The organism is Vreelandella gomseomensis, assembly GCF_031451645.1.
GTDB classification, from domain to species: domain Bacteria; phylum Pseudomonadota; class Gammaproteobacteria; order Pseudomonadales; family Halomonadaceae; genus Vreelandella; species Vreelandella gomseomensis.
In genome coordinates this window covers 63,817-83,303 of record NZ_JARWAI010000011.1, presented here as the reverse complement: position 1 = coordinate 83,303, position 19,487 = coordinate 63,817, and the positions used below count along the sequence as shown (strand labels likewise).

18 protein-coding genes and 1 pseudogene are annotated in these 19,487 nt (G+C 60.3%); 7 read left to right on the top strand and 12 right to left on the bottom strand.

Annotated features, from left to right (window positions below; all coding sequences use genetic code 11):
- Positions 1-92: 92 nt before the first annotated feature.
- The 3 genes from QC815_RS14280 to QC815_RS14270 all read left to right on the top strand — a co-directional run bounded on the left by QC815_RS14280 (position 93) and on the right by QC815_RS14270 (position 3,692).
- Positions 93-587 (top strand): NfeD family protein, encoded by a 495-nt coding sequence (locus QC815_RS14280; RefSeq protein WP_230447296.1) that lies wholly within the window; start codon positions 93-95, stop codon positions 585-587.
- 2 nt (positions 588-589) lie between these two features.
- On the top strand, positions 590-1,645 hold the full coding sequence (locus QC815_RS14275; protein ID WP_310540505.1) for an SPFH domain-containing protein: 1,056 nt from the start codon (positions 590-592) through the stop codon (positions 1,643-1,645).
- Between the two features lie 247 nt (positions 1,646-1,892).
- Positions 1,893-3,692: a GGDEF domain-containing protein gene (locus tag QC815_RS14270; protein WP_310540503.1), complete on the top strand. Its 1,800-nt coding sequence runs from the start codon at positions 1,893-1,895 to the stop codon at positions 3,690-3,692.
- An 11-nt stretch (positions 3,693-3,703) separates the two neighbouring features.
- On the opposite strand, the gene QC815_RS14265 is transcribed toward QC815_RS14270, so the two are convergent.
- A complete protein-coding gene (locus tag QC815_RS14265; RefSeq protein WP_230447293.1) occupies positions 3,704-5,026 on the bottom strand; it encodes a DUF2252 domain-containing protein in 1,323 nt (440 codons plus the stop codon).
- A gap of 290 nt (positions 5,027-5,316) precedes the next feature.
- On the opposite strand from QC815_RS14265, the pseudogene QC815_RS14260 reads away from it, so the two are divergent.
- Positions 5,317-5,553 (top strand): annotated as a pseudogene (locus tag QC815_RS14260) (MASE2 domain-containing protein); the annotation flags it as partial.
- 117 nt (positions 5,554-5,670) lie between these two features.
- Here the strand turns inward: QC815_RS14260 and QC815_RS14255 are convergent.
- The gene (locus tag QC815_RS14255) at positions 5,671-5,958 is read right to left on the bottom strand and encodes a hypothetical protein (RefSeq protein ID WP_310540603.1); all 288 of its coding nucleotides are present in this window, start codon (positions 5,956-5,958) and stop codon (positions 5,671-5,673) included.
- A gap of 190 nt (positions 5,959-6,148) precedes the next feature.
- Between QC815_RS14255 and QC815_RS14250 the strand changes: the two genes are divergently transcribed.
- Positions 6,149-6,811, top strand: coding sequence for a GGDEF domain-containing protein (locus tag QC815_RS14250; protein WP_310540500.1), 663 nt, complete (start codon positions 6,149-6,151; stop codon positions 6,809-6,811).
- 39 nt (positions 6,812-6,850) lie between these two features.
- Here QC815_RS14250 and bluB read toward each other — a convergent pair whose 3' ends face one another.
- Complete coding sequence (gene bluB, locus QC815_RS14245; protein WP_310540498.1) at positions 6,851-7,528, bottom strand: 5,6-dimethylbenzimidazole synthase; 678 nt, start codon at positions 7,526-7,528, stop codon at positions 6,851-6,853.
- A 106-nt stretch (positions 7,529-7,634) separates the two neighbouring features.
- On the bottom strand, positions 7,635-8,120 hold the full coding sequence (locus QC815_RS14240; RefSeq protein WP_230447290.1) for a MarR family winged helix-turn-helix transcriptional regulator: 486 nt from the start codon (positions 8,118-8,120) through the stop codon (positions 7,635-7,637).
- A gap of 98 nt (positions 8,121-8,218) precedes the next feature.
- Here QC815_RS14240 and QC815_RS14235 point away from each other — a divergent pair, with 98 nt between their 5' ends.
- Positions 8,219-9,160 (top strand): DMT family transporter, encoded by a 942-nt coding sequence (locus QC815_RS14235; protein ID WP_310540495.1) that lies wholly within the window; start codon positions 8,219-8,221, stop codon positions 9,158-9,160.
- 82 nt (positions 9,161-9,242) lie between these two features.
- On the opposite strand, the gene QC815_RS14230 is transcribed toward QC815_RS14235, so the two are convergent.
- The 6 genes from QC815_RS14230 to QC815_RS14205 all read right to left on the bottom strand — a co-directional run bounded on the left by QC815_RS14230 (position 9,243) and on the right by QC815_RS14205 (position 15,985).
- Positions 9,243-9,668: a GNAT family N-acetyltransferase gene (locus QC815_RS14230; RefSeq protein WP_230447288.1), complete on the bottom strand. Its 426-nt coding sequence runs from the start codon at positions 9,666-9,668 to the stop codon at positions 9,243-9,245.
- A gap of 104 nt (positions 9,669-9,772) precedes the next feature.
- On the bottom strand, positions 9,773-11,131 hold the full coding sequence (astB, locus tag QC815_RS14225; protein ID WP_310540493.1) for an N-succinylarginine dihydrolase: 1,359 nt from the start codon (positions 11,129-11,131) through the stop codon (positions 9,773-9,775).
- Positions 11,128-12,600: a succinylglutamate-semialdehyde dehydrogenase gene (gene astD, locus QC815_RS14220; RefSeq protein ID WP_310540491.1), complete on the bottom strand. Its 1,473-nt coding sequence runs from the start codon at positions 12,598-12,600 to the stop codon at positions 11,128-11,130. The genes astB and astD overlap by 4 nt, the downstream gene beginning before the upstream one ends.
- 36 nt (positions 12,601-12,636) lie before the next feature.
- Positions 12,637-13,668: an arginine N-succinyltransferase gene (astA, locus tag QC815_RS14215; RefSeq protein WP_310540489.1), complete on the bottom strand. Its 1,032-nt coding sequence runs from the start codon at positions 13,666-13,668 to the stop codon at positions 12,637-12,639.
- A complete protein-coding gene (locus QC815_RS14210; RefSeq protein ID WP_230446916.1) occupies positions 13,668-14,732 on the bottom strand; it encodes an arginine N-succinyltransferase in 1,065 nt (354 codons plus the stop codon). Before QC815_RS14210 ends, astA begins: the two co-directional genes overlap by 1 nt.
- Positions 14,733-14,770: 38 nt before the next feature.
- Positions 14,771-15,985 (bottom strand): aspartate aminotransferase family protein, encoded by a 1,215-nt coding sequence (locus QC815_RS14205; protein WP_230446917.1) that lies wholly within the window; start codon positions 15,983-15,985, stop codon positions 14,771-14,773.
- Positions 15,986-16,217: 232 nt separating this feature from the next.
- Here QC815_RS14205 and QC815_RS14200 point away from each other — a divergent pair, with 232 nt between their 5' ends.
- A complete protein-coding gene (locus tag QC815_RS14200; protein ID WP_230446918.1) occupies positions 16,218-17,012 on the top strand; it encodes an SDR family NAD(P)-dependent oxidoreductase in 795 nt (264 codons plus the stop codon).
- On the opposite strand, the gene QC815_RS14195 is transcribed toward QC815_RS14200, so the two are convergent.
- Both QC815_RS14195 and fabV read right to left on the bottom strand, forming a co-directional pair.
- A complete protein-coding gene (locus QC815_RS14195) occupies positions 17,004-17,981 on the bottom strand; it encodes a GlxA family transcriptional regulator (RefSeq protein ID WP_230446919.1) in 978 nt (325 codons plus the stop codon). The two genes, QC815_RS14200 and QC815_RS14195, sit on opposite strands and share 9 nt — an antisense overlap.
- A gap of 167 nt (positions 17,982-18,148) precedes the next feature.
- A complete protein-coding gene (gene fabV, locus QC815_RS14190; RefSeq protein WP_230446920.1) occupies positions 18,149-19,354 on the bottom strand; it encodes an enoyl-ACP reductase FabV in 1,206 nt (401 codons plus the stop codon).
- Positions 19,355-19,487: the final 133 nt, after the last annotated feature.

Here is a 19,487-nt window from a genome sequence, read left to right as displayed (position 1 = left end):
CGAACGTCTTCACTGAGTACGCTAATGATAGGCGCCAGCCCCTCCACTAGGTTACGCTGGAGAAAATGATCGCCATGGATAACGGAGCGTGCATGGACTGGAACCCCGCTTATAGCTGGCTTGTACTCGCCTTGCTGCTGAGCCTGGCGGAGCTGACCTCCGGCGCGATGCTCTTGCTCGCCCTGGGCGTCGCCGCGGCGCTGACGGCAGCGGTCACGGCGCTGGGGCTCACCCTGCCCTGGCAGTTGATCAGTATGGGCGTGTTTGCCGGCGTGCTGATGCCAGTGGGCGTAATGGTGATTCGCCCGCGCTTTTCGCCCAAAGGCGTTGCTTACGGCACCACCGGTACCGGCGTGGAAAAAGGCAATCACTACACCACGTTAAAACGCGACTTCGATGATGCCACAGGGATCAAGGTCAACGGTGACTTCTATCGCCTGCGCGTCATCGAGAGCGACCAGACCGAATTACCTCCGGGCACCCCGGTGGTGTTTAAACGCTTCGATGGCACCACAGCCGTTGTTCAGCTCTCTTCTTCAGCCAACGGAGCACCTTCGGCTGATACGCCCCAACCCAAGGAACCTTAAAAATGGATTTACCCATTAGCCCCGGCTTGTTGATAAGCCTGATCATTGTCGTCATCGGCATACTGATCATTTCGAAAGGCCTGGTGATCGTTCGCCAATCAGAGGTGATGGTCATCGAGCGACTCGGTTCGTTTCATCGCGTACTGGAAAGCGGCATCAACATCATCGTGCCGTTCATTGAGCAACCGCGTGCCATCACGATGCTTCGCTATCGCAAGATAGGCGATGACTACACGGCGCTTACCACCGACGAGACCCGTATCGACCGCCGCGAGACGGTGATGGATTTCCCGGGTCAGCCGGTGGTGACCACCGATAATGTCACCGTGCGCATCAATGGCGCGCTCTACTATCAGATCATCGACCCCAAGCGGGCGGTCTACGAAGTCGAGAACATGAGCCAGGCAGTGGAAGTGCTGGCCAAGACCACGCTGCGTTCGGTAGTTGGCAAGATGGAGCTGGACAAGCTGTTTGAATCCCGCGCGGAAGTGAACAACGAAATCCAGGCTGCCATGGAAGAACCGGCCTCCAAGTGGGGCATCAAAATCTCCCGCGTCGAGGTGCAGGATATCGCCATGCCGGATGAGGTCGAGTCCGCCATGCGTCTGCAGATGGCCGCCGAGCGTAAGCGCCGCGCCACCGTCACCGAAGCGGAAGGCGAAAAATCCGCCGCTATCGCCATGGCCCAGGGCCAGCGGGAATCGTCCATTCTTAACGCCGAGGGCGACAAAGAGTCCGCCATTCTGCGCGCCCAGGGCGAGCAGGAGTCGATCAAGCTGGTGCTAAGCGCCATTGGCGACAGCGAAGAGAACAAGCGTACCGTCGTGGGCTACCTGCTGGGCCAGAGCTATATCAAGGGCCTGCCCAACATGGCCAAGGACGGCGAACGGGTTTTCGTGCCCTACGAGTCGTCGGCCCTGCTGGGTTCCATGGGCATGTTCCGCGAAATGGCCGGCTCACCGGAAGACACTGTGACCAGCCACCTTAAAAACCGTAGCGGCAGTCGCGAAAGCGGCCTCCAGAGCGGGATGGTCGGGGGTGCCGCCAGCGGCAACTAATGGATGGATTATCCAGCCTCCATCGACGTTCACGCCGGGCCCCTGGTGGCCCGGCTATTTTGTATCCGGGTGGACGATAAAAAAGACCGGCCAACGTTGAAGTAAACATCGCCACCTGGACGAGGTTTTTGGTTAAACTGATAAAGGCTCAAGTACATGGGCCTCACACCGCTTTCATGCCGTCGATAATCCCAGTGGCCGCATTGATGAGTAGAATGCCCGCTACCAGCAGATGAGGACGCTCACCATGTTGCCCCGTGGGTTCGCCATACGCTTTCGCACGCTTGTGCTCATCGCCTTCGCGCTACTGATGGCGATGCCGGGTGTTGTGCACGCGGAGGCGTCCCCTCAGCCGCTGGATAGCTGGGAATACCGCTGGGGAGACTCACCCCTCGATGCCAACGGCGCCCCCCAGTGGCTGGGCAGTGACGCCAGTGACTGGCAGTCAGCGATATCGCCGTCCAACCCGCCAGGACGTGAGGGGCACCATCACCTATGGCTACGTACCATCTTGCCTGACGGCAAGTGGAACGACCCCGTTCTGTATATCACCAGCATCAACTTGATTGGCCAGGCCTACCTCGGCGACGAACTGATTTACCAGTACGGCGAACTTGACGACCAGGGGCGCGGCGACTTCGCGGGCTGGCCCTGGCACATGATTGACCTGCCTGACGACGCGGCCGGCCAGACGCTTACCTTCCGTATTTACTCCTACTACACAAGCATTGGCCTGTGGGGTGAAGTGCAGGTGATGGAGCGCATTGATGTGCTCAAGCAGGTCATCCATGACTCCGCCCAGGACTTGGGTGTTAGCGCGCTGGTCTTGGTGCTCGCCATTCTAGCGACGATTTTCGCCCTTATCGGGCCGGAGCGGCGGGGGTTCATGGCCATCGCACTCTTCGCCTTTGCCTCTGGGCTGATGCTGCTGGCCGAGGCGCCTGCCCGCCAGTTGATCGCCGATGGTGCCCTGGCCTGGGACACGCTCAGAGCGGGCAGTTACTACACCCTACCCATCGCGCTGGGGATGTTGCTCAGCCATTGGCTGGAAGGCACGGCAAAACGTTGGATTACCCGGCTGTGGGCGCTACACCTGGCGTATCTGGCGCTTGCCATTGGACTGGTGCAACTCGGGGTTATCAGTCTTTCGATCACCTTCCCCATCTTCGATGTCCTGCTGGCCGTGACCATGCCGATCATGTTGCTGCTCGCCCTGTTTCGCTTCCGGCGGCTCAACCTTGAGCAGCGCCTGCTGGTGCTGAGTTTCACCTTTTTTGCCCCGCTGCTACTCGCCGACATGATCGTCGCCCATGGTTTTGTGGCCTGGCGCTCGGTGCCGTTGAGCTACGGCAGTCTGGCCTTTTCCCTGGCGATTGCGGCGATATTTCTGTGGCACTATCGCCGCACCCAGCAGCAACTGGCCGTGGCGAATGAAACCCTCGAACAGCAGGTGGCCTCGCGTACCGCTGAGCTCGACCAGCTTGTCCGCGAACTCGAAGGCCTGTCGTTTGAAGACCCGCTCACCGGGCTGCATAATCGCCGCCATTTCAACACGGTCTTCGATCACGAGTCTCGCCGGGCACAACAGCACGGCAGCCAGCTGTCGCTGTTGATGCTGGATCTGGATCATTTCAAGGACATCAACGACCACTTCGGCCACGACGCCGGGGATGAGGTGCTGGTCGAGATCGCCGCCTTGATGCGCCAGCACTTCATGGAATCGGGGATAGTATGCCGCATCGGAGGCGAAGAGTTTGTCGCCCTGCTCCCCGACACTTCCGCGAGAGCGGCCGAAGCCAGTGCCAACACCCTGCTGAATGCGGTGGCCCAGACCGACTGGTCTCACCAGGCAGCTTCGCTCAAGCGCATCACGTTTTCATGCGGTATCGCCACCTATCCCGACCATACCGAAGACCCGCGCATGCTGCTACGGCATGCTGACGAGGCGCTTTATCACGCCAAGCGCAGCGGCCGTAACCGCTGCGTGGAGTGGTCCGCCTCGCTCGAGGCGCATGGCGTCATGCTTGGACGACGACAGCCCCAATAGCCACCGACAGGCTACGGGGAATCGGTCGCCAGAAAGTGGTCGATGAACACGCCGTAATCCTGCTCGACGCAGTCGGCATAGGCCACTGCCAGGGTCGACACCACGTCGACAAACTGCGCTTCACGCCCTTCCAGACGCCGGCAGACCGCCAGCGCAAATGGCCTGTGGTCGCCCTTGTTCAATGCCTGCGCCCCGCGCAGGTGCTCGCGGGCGAGAATCTGCCCCCATTGTCGGGCCAGTTTGCGATACGACTTGGCGCCGGAAAGCTTATGGGTGGGAACGTCTTTCTTGAACGGCGAGCGTTCACGTACCGAGAATATCTTGCCGTTCATGGAGAGCCAGCCAAGGTAGGCGTCCGGGTGTTCTGCAATGGCGTGAAACGCCGCCGCGTGGCGAATGCCTTCGTTGGGAAACAGCTTTCGCCACGCCTGCTGCTGCGGCTTCGTCATCAAACGGAACGCCTCTGGCGCCACCTGCTCTTTCACGTCGAGAATGATGTCGTCATGCTCATGCTCGACACCGCCTTCAATCAATACGTAATACCGCTCCACGCCCAGCGAGCCGGTGCCCGCATCCAGACGCCGCGCGGTATCCTTGACGCTAAAGTGATGGGCGTCGTTTTCCTTGGTCGGCGCTTGGAGGGTCTGCTGATACTCCTGCTCGATCAGGCGACGCAGCTGACTGGCGACATCCGCCGGCAGATTAGCCAGTTTTCCCGGGCGCTCGGCAAACTGACGGCCTTGCTGTTCATCCAGCGTGGTCCATTTTTCCAGCATGCGGGCGCGGCTTTGTTTATCCGCCACCTTGCTCATGAACGGCTTTAGCGGGCCTTTGGCGCTCTCCAGCGTTACCGCCTCGATGGGGATATCGTCGGTATACGCCGCCAGGGTGTGATAGTAGCCTTCAAGTAATTTTTTCAGCGCTTTATCGATCGCTTTGGGGCTGAGCTCGGCATTTTCGCGGCCATCGAGCACCAGGCTCACCGCCAGTCGCCACACATCGTACTGGTAGTCACCGATCAGCGCGTCGTCAAAGTCGTCCATCCCGTAGCGTACCTGGTCATCGTGATGACCGTAGGCGCCGAAGTTGTAGACATGAGCGTCGCCCTGCAACCAGGTCTGGGTATCCGGCCAGCCGCCGAACAGCGCAAAACGCCAGTCGTGCCAGACATCGTCCCAGTAGAGATGATTGGTACCCCGGAAAAAGCGGTAAGGAGACGCGGCCATCTTGGCGTACTTGGCCTGGCGAGTCGGCGCCGCCAGGGGCGCGTTGGTGTGCTGAATAGCCTCAATCACTTGCTGAGGGCGGTTGTGACCCGTTAGTGCGTGACTCATCGCAATGCCTTTGTGGGTGCATAAAAACGCTATTAACAGCATAGGCTAGAAACGTTAACAGATTAAGTCAGTCGTTCATCCTGAGCCTATGCGACGCAGACGGCTGACGATGCTCAAAAGCCAACTTAGGGTCAGTCGATTTCAGTGGGTAGAGGCATCGGGGTGTCTTTTTAAGGCATACGGACAAAAACTCGAATCAGACGCGCCAGGCCGTCAACGATATAGAGACGTTACGTCGTCTAAGCTGCTAGTGTAATGGTCTGATCCCCTGAGCGCACTCGCCACCTCATATGCCGCCTTCAGTGAGACTTCCCCACCGACTTGCCTTAGCGACGCTTGCTCCGCGCGTGTTTGCCTTCTGTCATACCTTCGGACTTACCGTCTGGATCGCCGTGGCAGAAGGGCTCGGCTGGGCGCTTGTGCTGCCGGGTCTGTTGTTGCTGGCCTGGCCGGGCGTGGCATATCTGCATGCGGCCAACGCCCGCAACTCCAAGCGTGCCGAATTCACGAACTTGCTCTGCGACAGCGTGCTGTTTGGCGTTTGGTGTAGCGTGCTGGACTTTTACGTTCTGGCCACCGTCACCATTGGCCTTGCCTGTTTGATGAACAACCTCGTGGTTGGCGGGTCGCGACAGATGCTTGTCTCAACGGCCTTGTTCATAGTTGCCGCCGCTGGGGGAAGCGTCCTCACCGGAAGCGATTTTCGGCCCTACATCAGCTATCCGCTTGACCTCTATCAATGGGCTGGCGCCATCGTCTATTTCCTGACCATCGCTCGCGTCACCTACAGCCAGAATCGCAAGATCGGTCGTAACATCGGCGAGATAAGGTTTCAGAATCGGGTTTTTCATGCCCTGCTCGACCTGGGGAAGGTTGCCAACAGCGCCGGCAACATTCACGTCCTGCTGGAGAACGCCCTGAACCACCTGCACAGCCACTTTCCGGACTACGGCTTTGCCGTGTACCTGAAAGAACGACAGCGTCCCGATATAACAAGCTATGCGGCCGCCGCCGGCATTGGCTCAAAAGATCAGCCCCGGTTGACGGAACTGATCGACAACGTCTCAGCACAAACACCCCTCACGTTCAAGACGCACCCGACAAGCGACGGTGAGATACTCTATGCCACATCCCTGGGGGGGCGGTCTCAGCCTGTACGACGGCTGGCTGATTGTGAAGGCGCCCAAGCCGAACACCACGCTGGAGCCGATACTCACTCTGTTTGCCGACCAGCTGGCCGCGGCGACCGAAAACAAGCTGCTGCACTTGGAGTTAAAGAAGACCGCGGAACGCGATGGCCTCACCGGTCTTTACAACCGGGGGTTTCTGGAAGCATCGCTGCAGGAAAGCATTCAGGGCAAGGTGCAGACGCCGAACCTGGATTTTGCCGTACTGATGATCGACGTCGACGGGCTCAAGGACGTCAATGACCGCTATGGGCACATGGCGGGCGATCAGTTGATCACCACCGTGGCCGAAAGTCTGCAGCGGCACTGCCGCGACAGTGACATCCTGGCGCGCTATGGCGGCGACGAATTCGTCATTCTGTTTCCGTCTGCCGACCTCTCGGCCGCCACGCGTCTGGCCGTCCTGATCAGGCAACACCTGCCCGATCAGCCATGCCTCATCACCACGGCCGACGGCGACCGTGAAGCCCTCGCGCTGCATGTCAGCCTGGGGTGCGCCAGCTCAAGCGAAGCCCCTGCCCAGCAGGTGCTGGCGCTAGCGGATGAGCGCATGTACCGCGACAAGAGCCAGCGCCGCAGGCAAAGAAAAAGTGGCTAAGGCTCGACGAGCGGGCTGTCCTTGCAAATGAAATGCTGGTTACCCACCGCTGCCTCGCGGCTGCCCCCACTTGTCGCCGTGCACCAAGTCGTTTAATGGCAGGCGGGAACGCCAGCCCTTGGCTTCAAGCTCCGGCTGGTCTAAGAACTCGCTCACGTAGCCAAGACAGAGATACGCCAGCGGATAAACGTGCTCAGGCAGGTTCAACGTCGTACTCAGCTGCGCCTGGTCGAGAATACTCACCCAGCCAACGCCAATACCTTCCGCCCGCGCCGCCAGCCACAGGTTCTGCACGGCCAGACAAGTGCTAAACAAATCGGTTTCTACAATGCTATTACGCCCCAGCACATGAGGGCCGCCCCGGCTTCGATCGCAGGTAATACAGAGATTGAGCGGGCTTTCCATGATTCCCTGCAGCTTGAGAGTGCGATAATGCGCCTCGCGTTCGCCTTCAAAGCGCTCAGCGGCCTTCTGGTTCTCCTGCTCGAACATCGCCAGCACCGATTTCCTGACGTCGCGACTTTCAATCACGATGAAATCCCAAGGCTGCATAAAGCCCACGGAAGGCGCATGATGCGCGGCTTCCAACAGGCGGGTCAGCACTTCAGGAGGAATCCGGTCAGGCAAAAATTGCGAGCGCACATCACGCCGCTCATATATGGCGCGGTAAAGTCCACGCCGCTCAGCATCGGAAAAAGGAGGGTTCGAGGTGGTCATGCCGCTGGCCGGGCCTTTTGCTGATTGGTTTTATGGACAGTCAAGAGTCTACACGAGGTCAACCTAGCCACCATCGCAGCAGGTGTGTTTGACGTAAAACGCCGCCCTATGACTCAAACACCGCCAGGAACTGCTTGAGCAGATCATCGAGTTGCTCCCGCTGCTCGTCAGTCAGCCCACTCACTAACTGCGCCTGGGTTTCCACGTGGGCGGCCACTGCTTCGTCGATTAACTCGAAACCACGCTGGGAAAGAGAGATGAGAAAACCACGACCATCGTCAGGGTTTTTGACACGCTCGATCAACCCCGCCTTTTCCAGTTGGTTAATGCGGTGAGTCATGGTGCCTGAGGTCACCATCGTGGATGCCATCAAGTCCCCTGGCGATAGCGCGTAGGGTGCCCCCTCTCGGCGAAGAGTCGCCAGAACGTCAAAGCTGGCGTCCGTCAGGCCGTATTCCGCCCAGGTCTTCTCCATTGCGCGCATTAAGCTGTGGTTCAGCCGTTTGAGCCGCCCAATGGTACCCATCGGTGCAACGTCAAGGTCGGGCCTCTCCCGCTGCCACTGTTTAAGAATGTTGTCTACATGATCCATAAGCTTATTTTGCGCCTAATTAGCTTGACGTCAAGATTAACCACACATAACTTGATATCAAGATACTTTCCAAGTCGTTACCAATGAGAACTTCGCCAATGACGTTATCAAGCACTGCCCGCACCACACACCCACCCAAAAGCGCTTGGCTTGCCCCACTGGTATATCTGCTAGCCGGTGGCGCCTTGCTGGGTCTGTCAACTAATTTGGCGAAACTTGCCGGTGACATTCAGCTACCAGCGCTTGCGTTTCTGTTCTGGTCGATTTCAGGGGCGGCGCTCATTTTGTTGGTTCTGGCCGCCTTCCGCCGTAATCTACCGCCGGTTAACCGTCGCACCATTGAGTATTACGCTATTTCCGGGCTGCTGGGCGTAGCGGGTGCCAACCTAGTCTTCTTCACTGCCATCCCCCATGTGGGTGCTGGGTTCGTGGCATTGATTATCACCCTGCCACCGCTACTCACCTACGTCGGCGCATTAGCGTTAAACATGGAGCGGTTCCAGGTGCTGCGTGCGACGGGGGTGATCTCAGCCCTGGCGGGGGCCGTCACTCTGGCCTTCCATAAACTTTCCGCGCCGGATGCTGATTATCTCTGGATTCTCCTCGCTTTAATCGGCCCGGTACTGCTGGCCATCGGCAACCTTTACAGAACCTTGCGCTGGCCAGAAGGTGTATCCAGCGATGCGTTAGCACCGGGGATGCTCATCGCCGCAGCCGTCATTCTTCTCAGTGTGGGTTTTCTGCCAGGCTTCTCACTAAAAGTTCCGACAGACCGTTCCCTGCCGATCATGCTGATCGCCGTTCAAGCCATGGTCTTCGCAGGCCAGTTCTTACTGCTCTTCCTGCTGCAAAAAAGTGGCGGCCCGGTGTTTCTGAGCCTATTGGGTTCAGTTGGCGCCGTGGTGGGTGTTCCGGTTGCCATATTGTTGCAGGGAGAAACCGCCCCTGAGGGCTTATTACTAGGCACCCTATTAATTGGTGCCGGCATTGCCCTGCTGAATATTGGAAAAGCCAAGCAGTATCCAAATAAACCAGACTAACAAGGGGGGATGAAAATCAAGGCAGTGCGCCGCATAGAGGCGTTCAAAAGAAGCCTTCAACCAAACCTAACTTTCATTATTGTTAAAGAATACACCGCTCCATATAGTGAGTATTATCTTCTGTTTTACAAATGCGAAACCCCATACGCTCGTATAAAGCAGTTGCCGGATTTATAGAAAATACACGAAGCCGAATTAAGCGAATGCCCGCTTGTTGGGCAATGTCCATTGTGTAACGGATTGCCGTTGTACCCAAGCCTTGACGCTGCCACTCTGGGTCAATCTGCAGTTCTCGAATATAGTAGGCGTTTGCATCGTGATTTATGCATAGCAGCCCCACTCGCGCAGCGTTGATGACCAGCTCGTAGCTGTCTAAATCCCCCCACTGCTTATCAAACAGGTCGGTATCCCAGTGCATATCCAACTGCCTATAGTAGGCAGACATGTTTTGACGAATTATTCTTTCCGCGAACTCTTTGTCATCAGTTCGACGAATAATGGCTTCCATATGCGTATCTCTAAGCTTTAGTTACCTGAGATATCTTGGACTTATAGTATGCAAAACGCCAAGGCATTGCCTTGGCGTTTTGGTTACTAGCTTAGCTTAAGCCCCTACCCCAACTGAAACGGGTAAACAGATCCAATGTTTAGCAACTGGGTAAGCTCATCCAGCGCGGCTAGCGATTCTTCCGCGAGCTGCGGGTCGGCTAGATCATCAGGGGCTAAGCAATCGCGATAGTGGCGCTCCACCCATGCCGTCAGCTCATCATAGAGCGCATCGGTGAGCAGCACGCGGCCGGTTAGCGCTGCTCGCTCTGCCTCGGAAAGAGCCACGCGCAGGCGCAGGCAGGCAGGGCCGCCGCCATTGCGCATGCTCTGCTTGACGTCCTTGACGATCACCTCACTGATGGGGTTGTTGCCCGCCAGCAGGTAATCCTGGATGGTGCGCCATACCGCCTCGCGTTCCTGGCATTCGCCGGGCACGACCAGGGTCATGGTGCCATCCGGATTGGAGAGCAGCTGCGAGTTGAACAGATACGATGCCACAGCGTCTTCCATGCTCACCGCCTCGACGGGCACTCGCACGGGAATCAGCGGGCTGGCCATTTTGGCGCGTAGCGCATCGAGCGTGCCTTCTTCATCCAGAAAGGCCATTTCGTGGTAAAGCAGCACGGGGCCGTTGCCCACGGCGATGACGTCGTTGTGGAACACGCCCGCGTCGATGGCGTCCGGGTGCTGTTGGGCAAACACCGTTTGTGCGTCCGTCAGCCCATGCTGACGCGCCACCGCCTGGCTGGCTTCCAGGGTCTGCCTTGCAGGATAGCGCTTGGGCTCTCGCTCGCCGCTACGCGCGTCACCAAACGCCTGGCGGCCATACACGAACAGGTGCACGCCCGGCTCGCCGTGCTCACCGCATAGGCGGGTATGGTTGGCCGCGCCTTCGTCGGCAAAGGCGGGCGTGGCGGGCAGCACCGGGTGGTGGGCAAAGTACTGTTCGTTGCGGAAAATAGCCTGCAGCACGGGGCCGGTGGTTTGCGGTTCTAAATAGCGGTGAAAGCTGGACTGAAGATTGGCCGGGGTGAAATGCACCCGGCTATCCGGCGCGTCCAGGCTTGGAGTAATCGTACCCGCGTTGGCGGTCCACATACTGGACGCCGAGCAGACCGCCCGCAGCAGTTGAGGCGCCTCTTTGGCGGCGCGGGCCAGCACGTCGCTATTGCTGCCGCTGAAGCCCAGATCGCGTAGCGCACTGATATCCGGCCGTTGCTGGGGTGGCAGAACGCCCTGGGCATAGCCCGCGTCCATCAGCGACTTCATCTTTAAAAGCCCCTGCAAGGCACCCTCTTTGGGGCTGGACACCAGCCCCCCGTGGCTCATGGAAGCGACGTTACCCATCGCCAGCCCCGAGTAGTTATGGGTCGGGCCGACCAGCCCATCGAAATTGACTTCCCTGACGTCGGCGGTACTCACAGGCTCACTCCTGGCGGCAGGGTCTCGGGCATCTCCAGAGTATCGGCTTCCATGGACGCCACCGGGTACGCGCAGTAGTCTGCCGCATAGTAGGCGCTGGGACGATGATTGCCACTATCACCCACACCACCGAAAGGGGCGTCGCCGGACGCACCGGTGGTCTGGCGGTTCCAGTTGACGATCCCGGCGCGAATGCGCAGCAGAAAATCGTCCCAGTCGGCTTGATCACCGCCAATTAACCCGGCGGAAAGCCCGTAACGGGTGTTGTTGGCAAGTTGTACCGCTTCATCCCAGTCGCTATACCGGTGGATTTTAAGCAGCGGGCCAAAGTGCTCCTCGTCGGGCACGTCCAAGCCGGTCACGTCGATCAGCGCAGGGCTGAGCAGGCTGGTATCGTCCTGTAGACGCTGCATACGATTGATCACCGTGCCGCCCATGGACTCCAGCTCATCCTGGGCCTTGAGCAGGCCATCCGCCGCCGCCACGCTGACCAACCCGCCGAAGAACGGCGCGGGCTCTTCCTCGAACTGGCCCGCCACGTGCAGCTTGCCGATCGCGTCAGACAACGCGTCGATCAGCCTGTCACCGACTTCACCCTTTGGCACCATCAAGCGCCGCGCACAGGTGCAGCGCTGGCCGCCGGAAAGAAACGCCGACTGCAGAATGCTCAGCACCGCCGCCCGCTCATCTTCCACATCTTTCACCACCAGAGGGTTGTTGCCGCCCAGCTCCAGCGCGAGGATTTTATCCAGTTGACCGGCAAACTGCTGGTGGAGCATACCGCCCACCTTGGCGCTGCCGGTAAACAGCAGGCCATCGATATCCGGATTGCCCGCCAGCGCCTGCCCCACCGCTACGCCGCCTTGCACGAGGTTGATGACACCTGCGGGCAGACCGGCTTCCAGCCAGCACTGCAGGGTTAGATCGGCGGTCAGCGGCGTCTGGTCGCTGGGCTTGAAGACCACACAGTTTCCCGCCAACAGCGCGGGTACCATGTGGCCGTTGGGCAGGTGACCAGGGAAATTGTAGGGGCCAAACACCGCCATCACACCGTGGGGACGGTGGCGCAGCACGGCTTTGGCGCTGCCGACGTCTTTTTCCCTTTCGCCGGTGCGCTCATGGTAGGCCTTGAGTGAAAGCGCCACTTTACCGATCATTGCGCCCACTTCGGTGCGCGCTTCCCAGAGCGGCTTGCCGGTCTCGGAGGCAATGGCGACGGCCAAGGCTTCGCGGCGGGCGGTCAGCACCTCGACAAAACGCTCGACCAGCGCCTGGCGTTCGGCAAACGGCGTACGCGCCCAGTCGGGAAAGGCGCCGCGGGCCGCGTTGATCGCGGCGGCGACCTGCTCGCTAGACGCCTCGGCCCCCTGCCATAGCAGCGACGCGGAAACCGGGTCGTGCTTGGTCAGCGTATCGGCTTCGCCCGCGACCCAGGCGCCATTGATCAGTTGCTGCTGTTGGGCGTGCATGATTGTCTCCTAGACATTACCGAACGAATATCGAGCTCAGGTTTCCAGCAAGCGAACCTGGTCACCGGTGGTGACCCCGAGGCGTCTGGCTTCCTGCTGGCTAAGCACAATGGTGTTGTCGTGGGTGGGCGCGCGGCCTATCCAGCTGGCCGTGAAGCTGAGCATGTCGGAGGTGGCGGCCAGCCAGCGGCTGACGCTCTCGTCGGCGGCGTTATCGGCCACTTCCACCTGGCAGAGCCGGGAATTACGAATCGCGCGCACGTCCTCAATGTAGGCTTCCACCGTCGGGCCACCGTCGAAGATATCGATGTAGCCTTCCCAGCGCAGCCCTTCCTTCTTGAGCATTTCCAGCGCCGGACGGGTATGCCGATGCACCTGGCCAATGCAGGCCCGCGCCTCTTCCGACATGAAGGTGGTATAGATCGGGAACTTGGGCATCAACTCGCCAATAAAGCTCTTTTGCCCCAGGCCGGTCAGGCGGTCGGCTTCATTGAAATCCATGGGGAAAAAGTGCTTGCCCAGGCTTTCCCAGAAGGGGCTGGTGTTGTGCTCGTCAAATACGCCGCGCATTTCCGCCAGCACTTTATCGGGGAAACGGTCGCGGAACTGGGCGATAAACAGCCAGCGCGCCTTGGAGAGCAGCGCACCGTTGCGCAGGTGCTTGTTGGCCTCGCCGCGGTATTCCGGGCGCAGAAACAGCGAGCACACTTCGGCATCGCCGGTATGGTCGGAGCTCAGGAACAGCGTGTCGATGGTGCGATGCAGATCCAGCTGAACCGAAGAGTGTGCCAGGGTGCCCAGCCGATAGTTGTAAAACGGCACTTCACGACCTACCTGACCTTCAATGGCGCAGCAGCCGGCGAGTTCGCCGCTGTCGTCGTCTTCGAGCACGAAGAAATAAAGCCGGTCGTCGACCGGGGTGCGCTCTTCAAAGGCGCAGGCAGCGGCTTCAATCTTGCCGGCCAGGAACTCACGGTTGTCCGGCAGCGAGGTAAAGCCTACGCCGGCCTGCTGCGCAAGCGCCTGAAGCCCATCCAGATCGTCTCGGGCAATGGGTCGAATGCGCATTACATTTCTCCTTCATCGAGGGCGTCCACCGCGCTCGGCAGGGTCAACGGCGCTGCCAGCACCGCGCGACCCTCTTCAACGCCCAGGCGCTCGGCATGCTCGGGCGACAGCATCAGCTGACCGGTGGGCGACAGCGCATAGCGCGCCACAATGCAGCAAAAGCCATCCAGCTTCTGATTGGCAATCATCGCCGGTTCCGCATCGGGCAAGGCATGTTCGGGGCGAATTCGCACCGGATGCCAGGCGGCGCGACGGAACGTTTCCAGCTGCTCGCGCTCGGTCTTGACGATCGGCCCGGCATCGAAAATATCCACGTGGCGGGAACGCACGAAGCCTTCCGCCAGCATTTCTTCCAGAGGCTCCTCGTGAGCGGGGTGCTCCCGGCCAATGGCCGCCCGCGCCTGGGGGGTCAACAGCGGCAGGTAAAGCGGAAACTGCGGCATGACCTCGGCGATAAAGCTTTTCGAGCGCACCCCGGCAATATGATTCATCTCCTGGAAACTGCGCGCAAAAAAGTGCCGGCCGACGCTTTCCCAGAACGGAGATTCGCTGCGCGTATCCAGATAGCCGGGGAACGCCACCGCCAGAATGCGCGAAAAGCGCTCCGGATACTGGGCGATAAACATCAGCCGCGCGCGACGCAGCAGGCTTTCCGCGCTGGTGCCCTTGTAGCGGGGGTCAAGCGACAGCGCGCAGAGCAGCGTGGCATCCGAGACTTCGTGGGATAGCGCCAAGGTCTGCACTTCGCGGCGTACGTTGAGCTGCTGCGAGGCGTGAATCAACGTTTCCTGACGGTAGGTATAATACGCCTCGTTGGCGCCCGCCTGGGCGCGAATGGTCGCCGTCCCCAGGACTTCCTCGCGGGCATCGTCCGCCAACACAAACGTATAGTGCTCGTTGCCGGGGAACTCCACCTCGTCATTGAAGGCGGCCTCGGAGCGCATAATACGCTCCTCGAGCCGCTCGCGGTTGGCGGGCAGGTTGGTGAGCCTGGGCACCGCGTGCTCGGCCAGTTGCTCCAGCGCCGGCAGGTCCGCCATTTTTACCGGTCGAATTACCAGCATCCTCAACGTCCCCTGTGGTGTGGCTGCGTGCGGCTCGCTCATTCGGCGGCCACCAACCGCCCGATGGCGCGATCCAGACGGGCCATGCCTTCCGCAATGTCCGCTTCAGGGATCACCAGCGACGGCGCCATGCGCAGCACGTTGGGACCGGCAATCAGCGCCATCAGGCCTTCCTCGATCGCCAGCGGCAGAATGTCCTTGGCGCGGCCTTCGAAGGCATCCGACATCTGCGCGCCCATCAGCAGCCCCATGCCGCGAATCTCCTTGAACACACCATATTTGCGATTGATGGTCTCAAGATGTTCGCGGAACAGATCGTGGCGTTTCTTGACGCCCTCGAGCACCTCGGGGGTGTCGATGAACTCCACCGCCGCAAGCGCCACCGCCGACGCCAGGGCGTTGCCGCCATAGGTGGAACCGTGGGTGCCGATCGCCAGGGACTTGGCGACCGCATCGGTCGCCAGCATGGCACCGATAGGGAAGCCGCCACCGAGGGATTTGGCGCTGGTGAGAATATCCGGGGTAATGCCGTAATTTTTATACGCGTAGAGCTCGCCGCTGCGGCCCACGCCGGTCTGCACCTCGTCGAAGATCAAAAGCGCCTGGTGTTCGTCGCACAGGTCGCGCAGCCCCTGGAGAAAGTCTTGCGTGCCGGGCACGATGCCGCCCTCGCCCTGCATGGGCTCGACCATGATCGCGCAGGTGTCGTCGCCCACCAGCGCACGCACGCTTTCCAGGTCGTTGTAGGTGGCGTGCAGAATGCCGCCCGGCACCGGGCCAAAGCCCTGGGAGTACTTGGGCTGACCGCCCACGCTCACGGTAAAGAAGGTGCGCCCGTGAAAGGACTGATAGAACGAGATGATCTTGTCCTTGTGCTCGCCGTGGTGATCCACCGCCCAGCGGCGCGCCAGCTTCAGCGCGGCTTCGTTAGCTTCACCGCCGGACGAACACAGAAACGCCTTGTCGGCAAAGGTGCGCTCGACCAGCGCCTTGGCGAGATTGAGCGCAGGCTCGTTGGTGAATACGTTGGCGAGGTGCCAGAGCTTTTCGCCCTGGGCCTTGAGGGCATCGACCAGCACCGGGTGGCAATGGCCCAGGGAGTTGACCGCGATGCCCCCGGCGAAATCGATATATTCGCGCCCCTCCTGGTCCCACAAGCGGCTGCCTTCACCACGCACCGGAATGACCTGCTGCGGCGAGTAGTTGGGCGTCATGTAGTGATCGAAATCCTGACGGCTTGGGGTGTGGCTCATGGGACGCTACCTCCAGTGGAGTAAAGGAATGAAAACAGTATAAGGCGGCAACGCGGTTGGCCGCTTTCAGCAATGGGACGGCAAATTATGAATAGCGACGTAGGTTGGTACACGTGCACGTTTAAGCGAATCACCTTGAAGAATCCGATAACTGCCCCATAGTCATTAGCAAGCTACAAGATTGTGCGTCGCTTGGCGAGGCACGGCTATTTTCGACCAGAGGAGCAAAAGCATGCAGATTGATCTTAGCGGCAAGCACGCGATCATCACCGGATCCACCGCCGGTATCGGCTTTGCAATTGCCGAGGGGCTCGCCAACGCCGGGGCCGAGGTGGTCATCACCGGACGCACCCAGCAGCGCGTCGACGACGCCATCGCAACGCTCAAGCAGCACGCCCCCAACGCCAAGGCGACCGGTGTGGCCGCCGACCTGGGCACCGCCGAGGGCTGTCAGGCGCTGATCGACCAGCAGCCGGAGACCGACATCCTGATCAACAACGTGGGCATCTTCGGCCCGCAGGACTTTTTCGAGGTGGATGACGCCACCTGGCAGCAGTTCTTCGACGTTAACATCATGAGCGCCGTGCGTCTGTCGCGCCACTATGCGCTGGGCATGCGCGAGCGCAACTGGGGCCGCATCCAGTTCCTGTCCAGCGAGTCGGGCATCAACATTCCCAGCGAGATGGTTCACTACGGCATGACCAAATCGGCGCTGCTCTCGGTTTCGCGGGGTCTGGCGAAAGTATTGAGCGGCACCAATGTGACCGTCAACGCTATCCTGCCGGGGCCGACACGCTCCGAAGGGGTGCTCAACATGCTTGGCGAGATCGCCGAGAAAGAAGGCGTTTCCCAGCAGGAGGTGGAAGCGCGTTTCGTGCAGGAGAACCGCCCGTCGTCGATCATTCAGCGCCTGGCAACCCCCGAGGAAGTGGCCAGCATGAGTGTCTACGCGGCCTCACCCCAGGCCAGCGCCACCACAGGCGCCGCCCTGCGCGTGGAAGGCGGCATCGTCGATACGCTAACCTAAACGTTCTTCCCTCGGCGTCATGCCGAAATGGTGACGATAGGCGGTGGAAAAGTGTGCCCCCGAAGAAAATCCGGTGGCAAACGCGATATCGCCTACTGCCCGGTCGCTCTCGCGCAGTTGCTTGCGCGCTTCCTGCAGGCGCAGGTCGAGGTAGTAGCGACTGGGCACTGCCTGCAGGTACTTCTTGAACAGCCGCTCCAGCTGGCGCCGGGAAATCCCTAGATGCTCGGCCAGCTCCAGCGTCGACAGCGGCTCCTCGATATTGACTTCCATCAGCGTCACGGCATCCACCAGACTCTGCGGCGCGTGGCCCAGGCGGCTGCGCAGCGGCACGTGCTGACGTTCGTCCGCCAGGCGAATGCGGTCGCAGACAAATTGCTCGGACACCTGCTCGGCCAGGCGTGCGCCATGATGCTCGCCAATCAACGTCAGCATCATGTCCATGGCGGCGGTTCCGCCCGCGCAGGAAAGCCGGTCGCGGTCAATCTCAAACAGCTGCTGGGACAGCGTGACCTGGGGATAGGCCTGGGCAAACGCATCGAAGCGCTGCCAGGGCAGCGTGGCGCGGTAGCCTTCGAGCAACCCGCAGCGGGCCAGCACCTCGCTACCGCCGGCCAGCCCCCCAAGCTTCACCCCGCGCCCAAGATGCCCGCGCAGCCACTCATTGAGTTTGGCAGGCAGTGCATAAGGCAGCGGGGTCGGCGCGCAGACCAACAGCAGATCCAGCGGGCCAAGCGGGTTTTCAAGCGCGTGCTCGGCGAGTACTGAAAGCTGCGCGCCGCTGCGCACCGGTTCGCTATTCATACTCAGCGTCACGGTGTGATAAAGCATTTGCCCGCTGAGCTGGTTGGCCATCTGCAAGGGTTCCAGCGCGCTGGCATGGGCCAGCAGCGAAAACCCCGGCAGCAGCACAAACGCGACCCGCCGTCGCGAGGCGGCATGGGGAGAGTTGACTGCGCTATGCTGCATGGGAAACCGCCGTGACGAAAACAAACCGCCATCTTAACCAATTGGTCGAGTAAAGGCAGCGACGGCGTCGCGGGGAAAAAAATACGCCGTGCAAATGCAAAAACGCCGGGCCAAAAGCCCGACGTTCTGCGATGACGCAACGCGCGTGTAGCGTCAGGGCCATACGCTTATAGGTTGACCACATCAAACTCGACCAGCGTGTCGACGTCGGCATCGTAGTCGACGTCGTCACGCTCAAAGCCAAACAGCTTCAGAAACTCGTGCTTGTAGCCGGCGTAATCGGTGATCTCGAACAGGTTGTCGGTGGTCACTTCCGGCCACAGATCCTGGCAGGCCTGCTGGATATCGTCGCGCAGCTCCCAGTCATCCAGGCGTACGCGGCCCGCCTCGTCGGTCACCAGCTCGCCGCCCTGCGGGGCGTAGAGCCGCTCGCCGAATAGACGGTTGAGCTGATCGATGGTGCCCTCGTGGACGCCCTGCTCTTTCATGATGCGATAGACCATGGCGATATACAGCGGCATGACCGGAATGGCCGCGCTGGCCTGGGTGACCACAGACTTCAGCACCGCCACGTTGGCACCCCCACTGGTCTCTTTCAGCCTGGCATCGATTGCCGCGGCGGCACGGTCCAGGTCTTCCTTGGCTTTGCCGAGGGCACCGTGCCAGTAAATCGGCCAGGTGATTTCCGTGCCGATGTAGCTGAACGCCACGCTGCGTGCGCCCTTGGCCAGCACGCCGGCCTGGTCGAGGGCGTCCATCCACAGCTCCCAGTCCTCGCCGCCCATCACGGTGATGGTGTCGTCGATTTCCTGCTGGGTGGCGGGCTCCACCTCGGCTTCGATAATGGCGTCCTTGTTGGTGTCGATCGCCGTCGCCCGGTAGGTCTCGCCAATCGGCTTGAGGCTCGAACGCTTGAGCTCGCCGCTATCCGGCAGCTTGCGTACCGGGGATGCCAGCGAATACACCACCAGGTCGATTTCGCCCATGTCCTGCTTGATCAGCTCAATGGCTTTTTGCCGCGCTTCGTGGGAGAACGCATCGCCGTTGATCGACTTGCTGTAAAGGCCTTCCTGCTTGGCGAACTTGTCAAACGCCGCACTGTTGTACCAGCCTGCGGTACCGGGTTTGCTCTCGGTGGCCGGTTTTTCAAAGAACACGCCCAGGGTATCGGCCCCATAGCCAAACGCAGCGGTGATCCGCGCCGCCAGGCCGTAACCGCTGGAAGCCCCGATCACCAGCACCTTCTTGGGCCCAGCGCTTTTATCCAGGTTGCGTGCGCGAGTGGCCTCGATCTGCTCGCGAACGTTCTGCTCGCAGCCGACCGGGTGGGTGGTCGTACAGATAAAGCCGCGTACTTTGGGTTTGATAATCACAGTGAACCTCTTCTTCGCCATAACGTGTTCGGTGTCGCACCGTCTATGAGTGACGCCATTCTAGCGGTCTCGGGCGGCGCTGTCCGCTATTGAGCTTATTGACCTTTCGCGTCAGGATATCGTTTTACCCAGA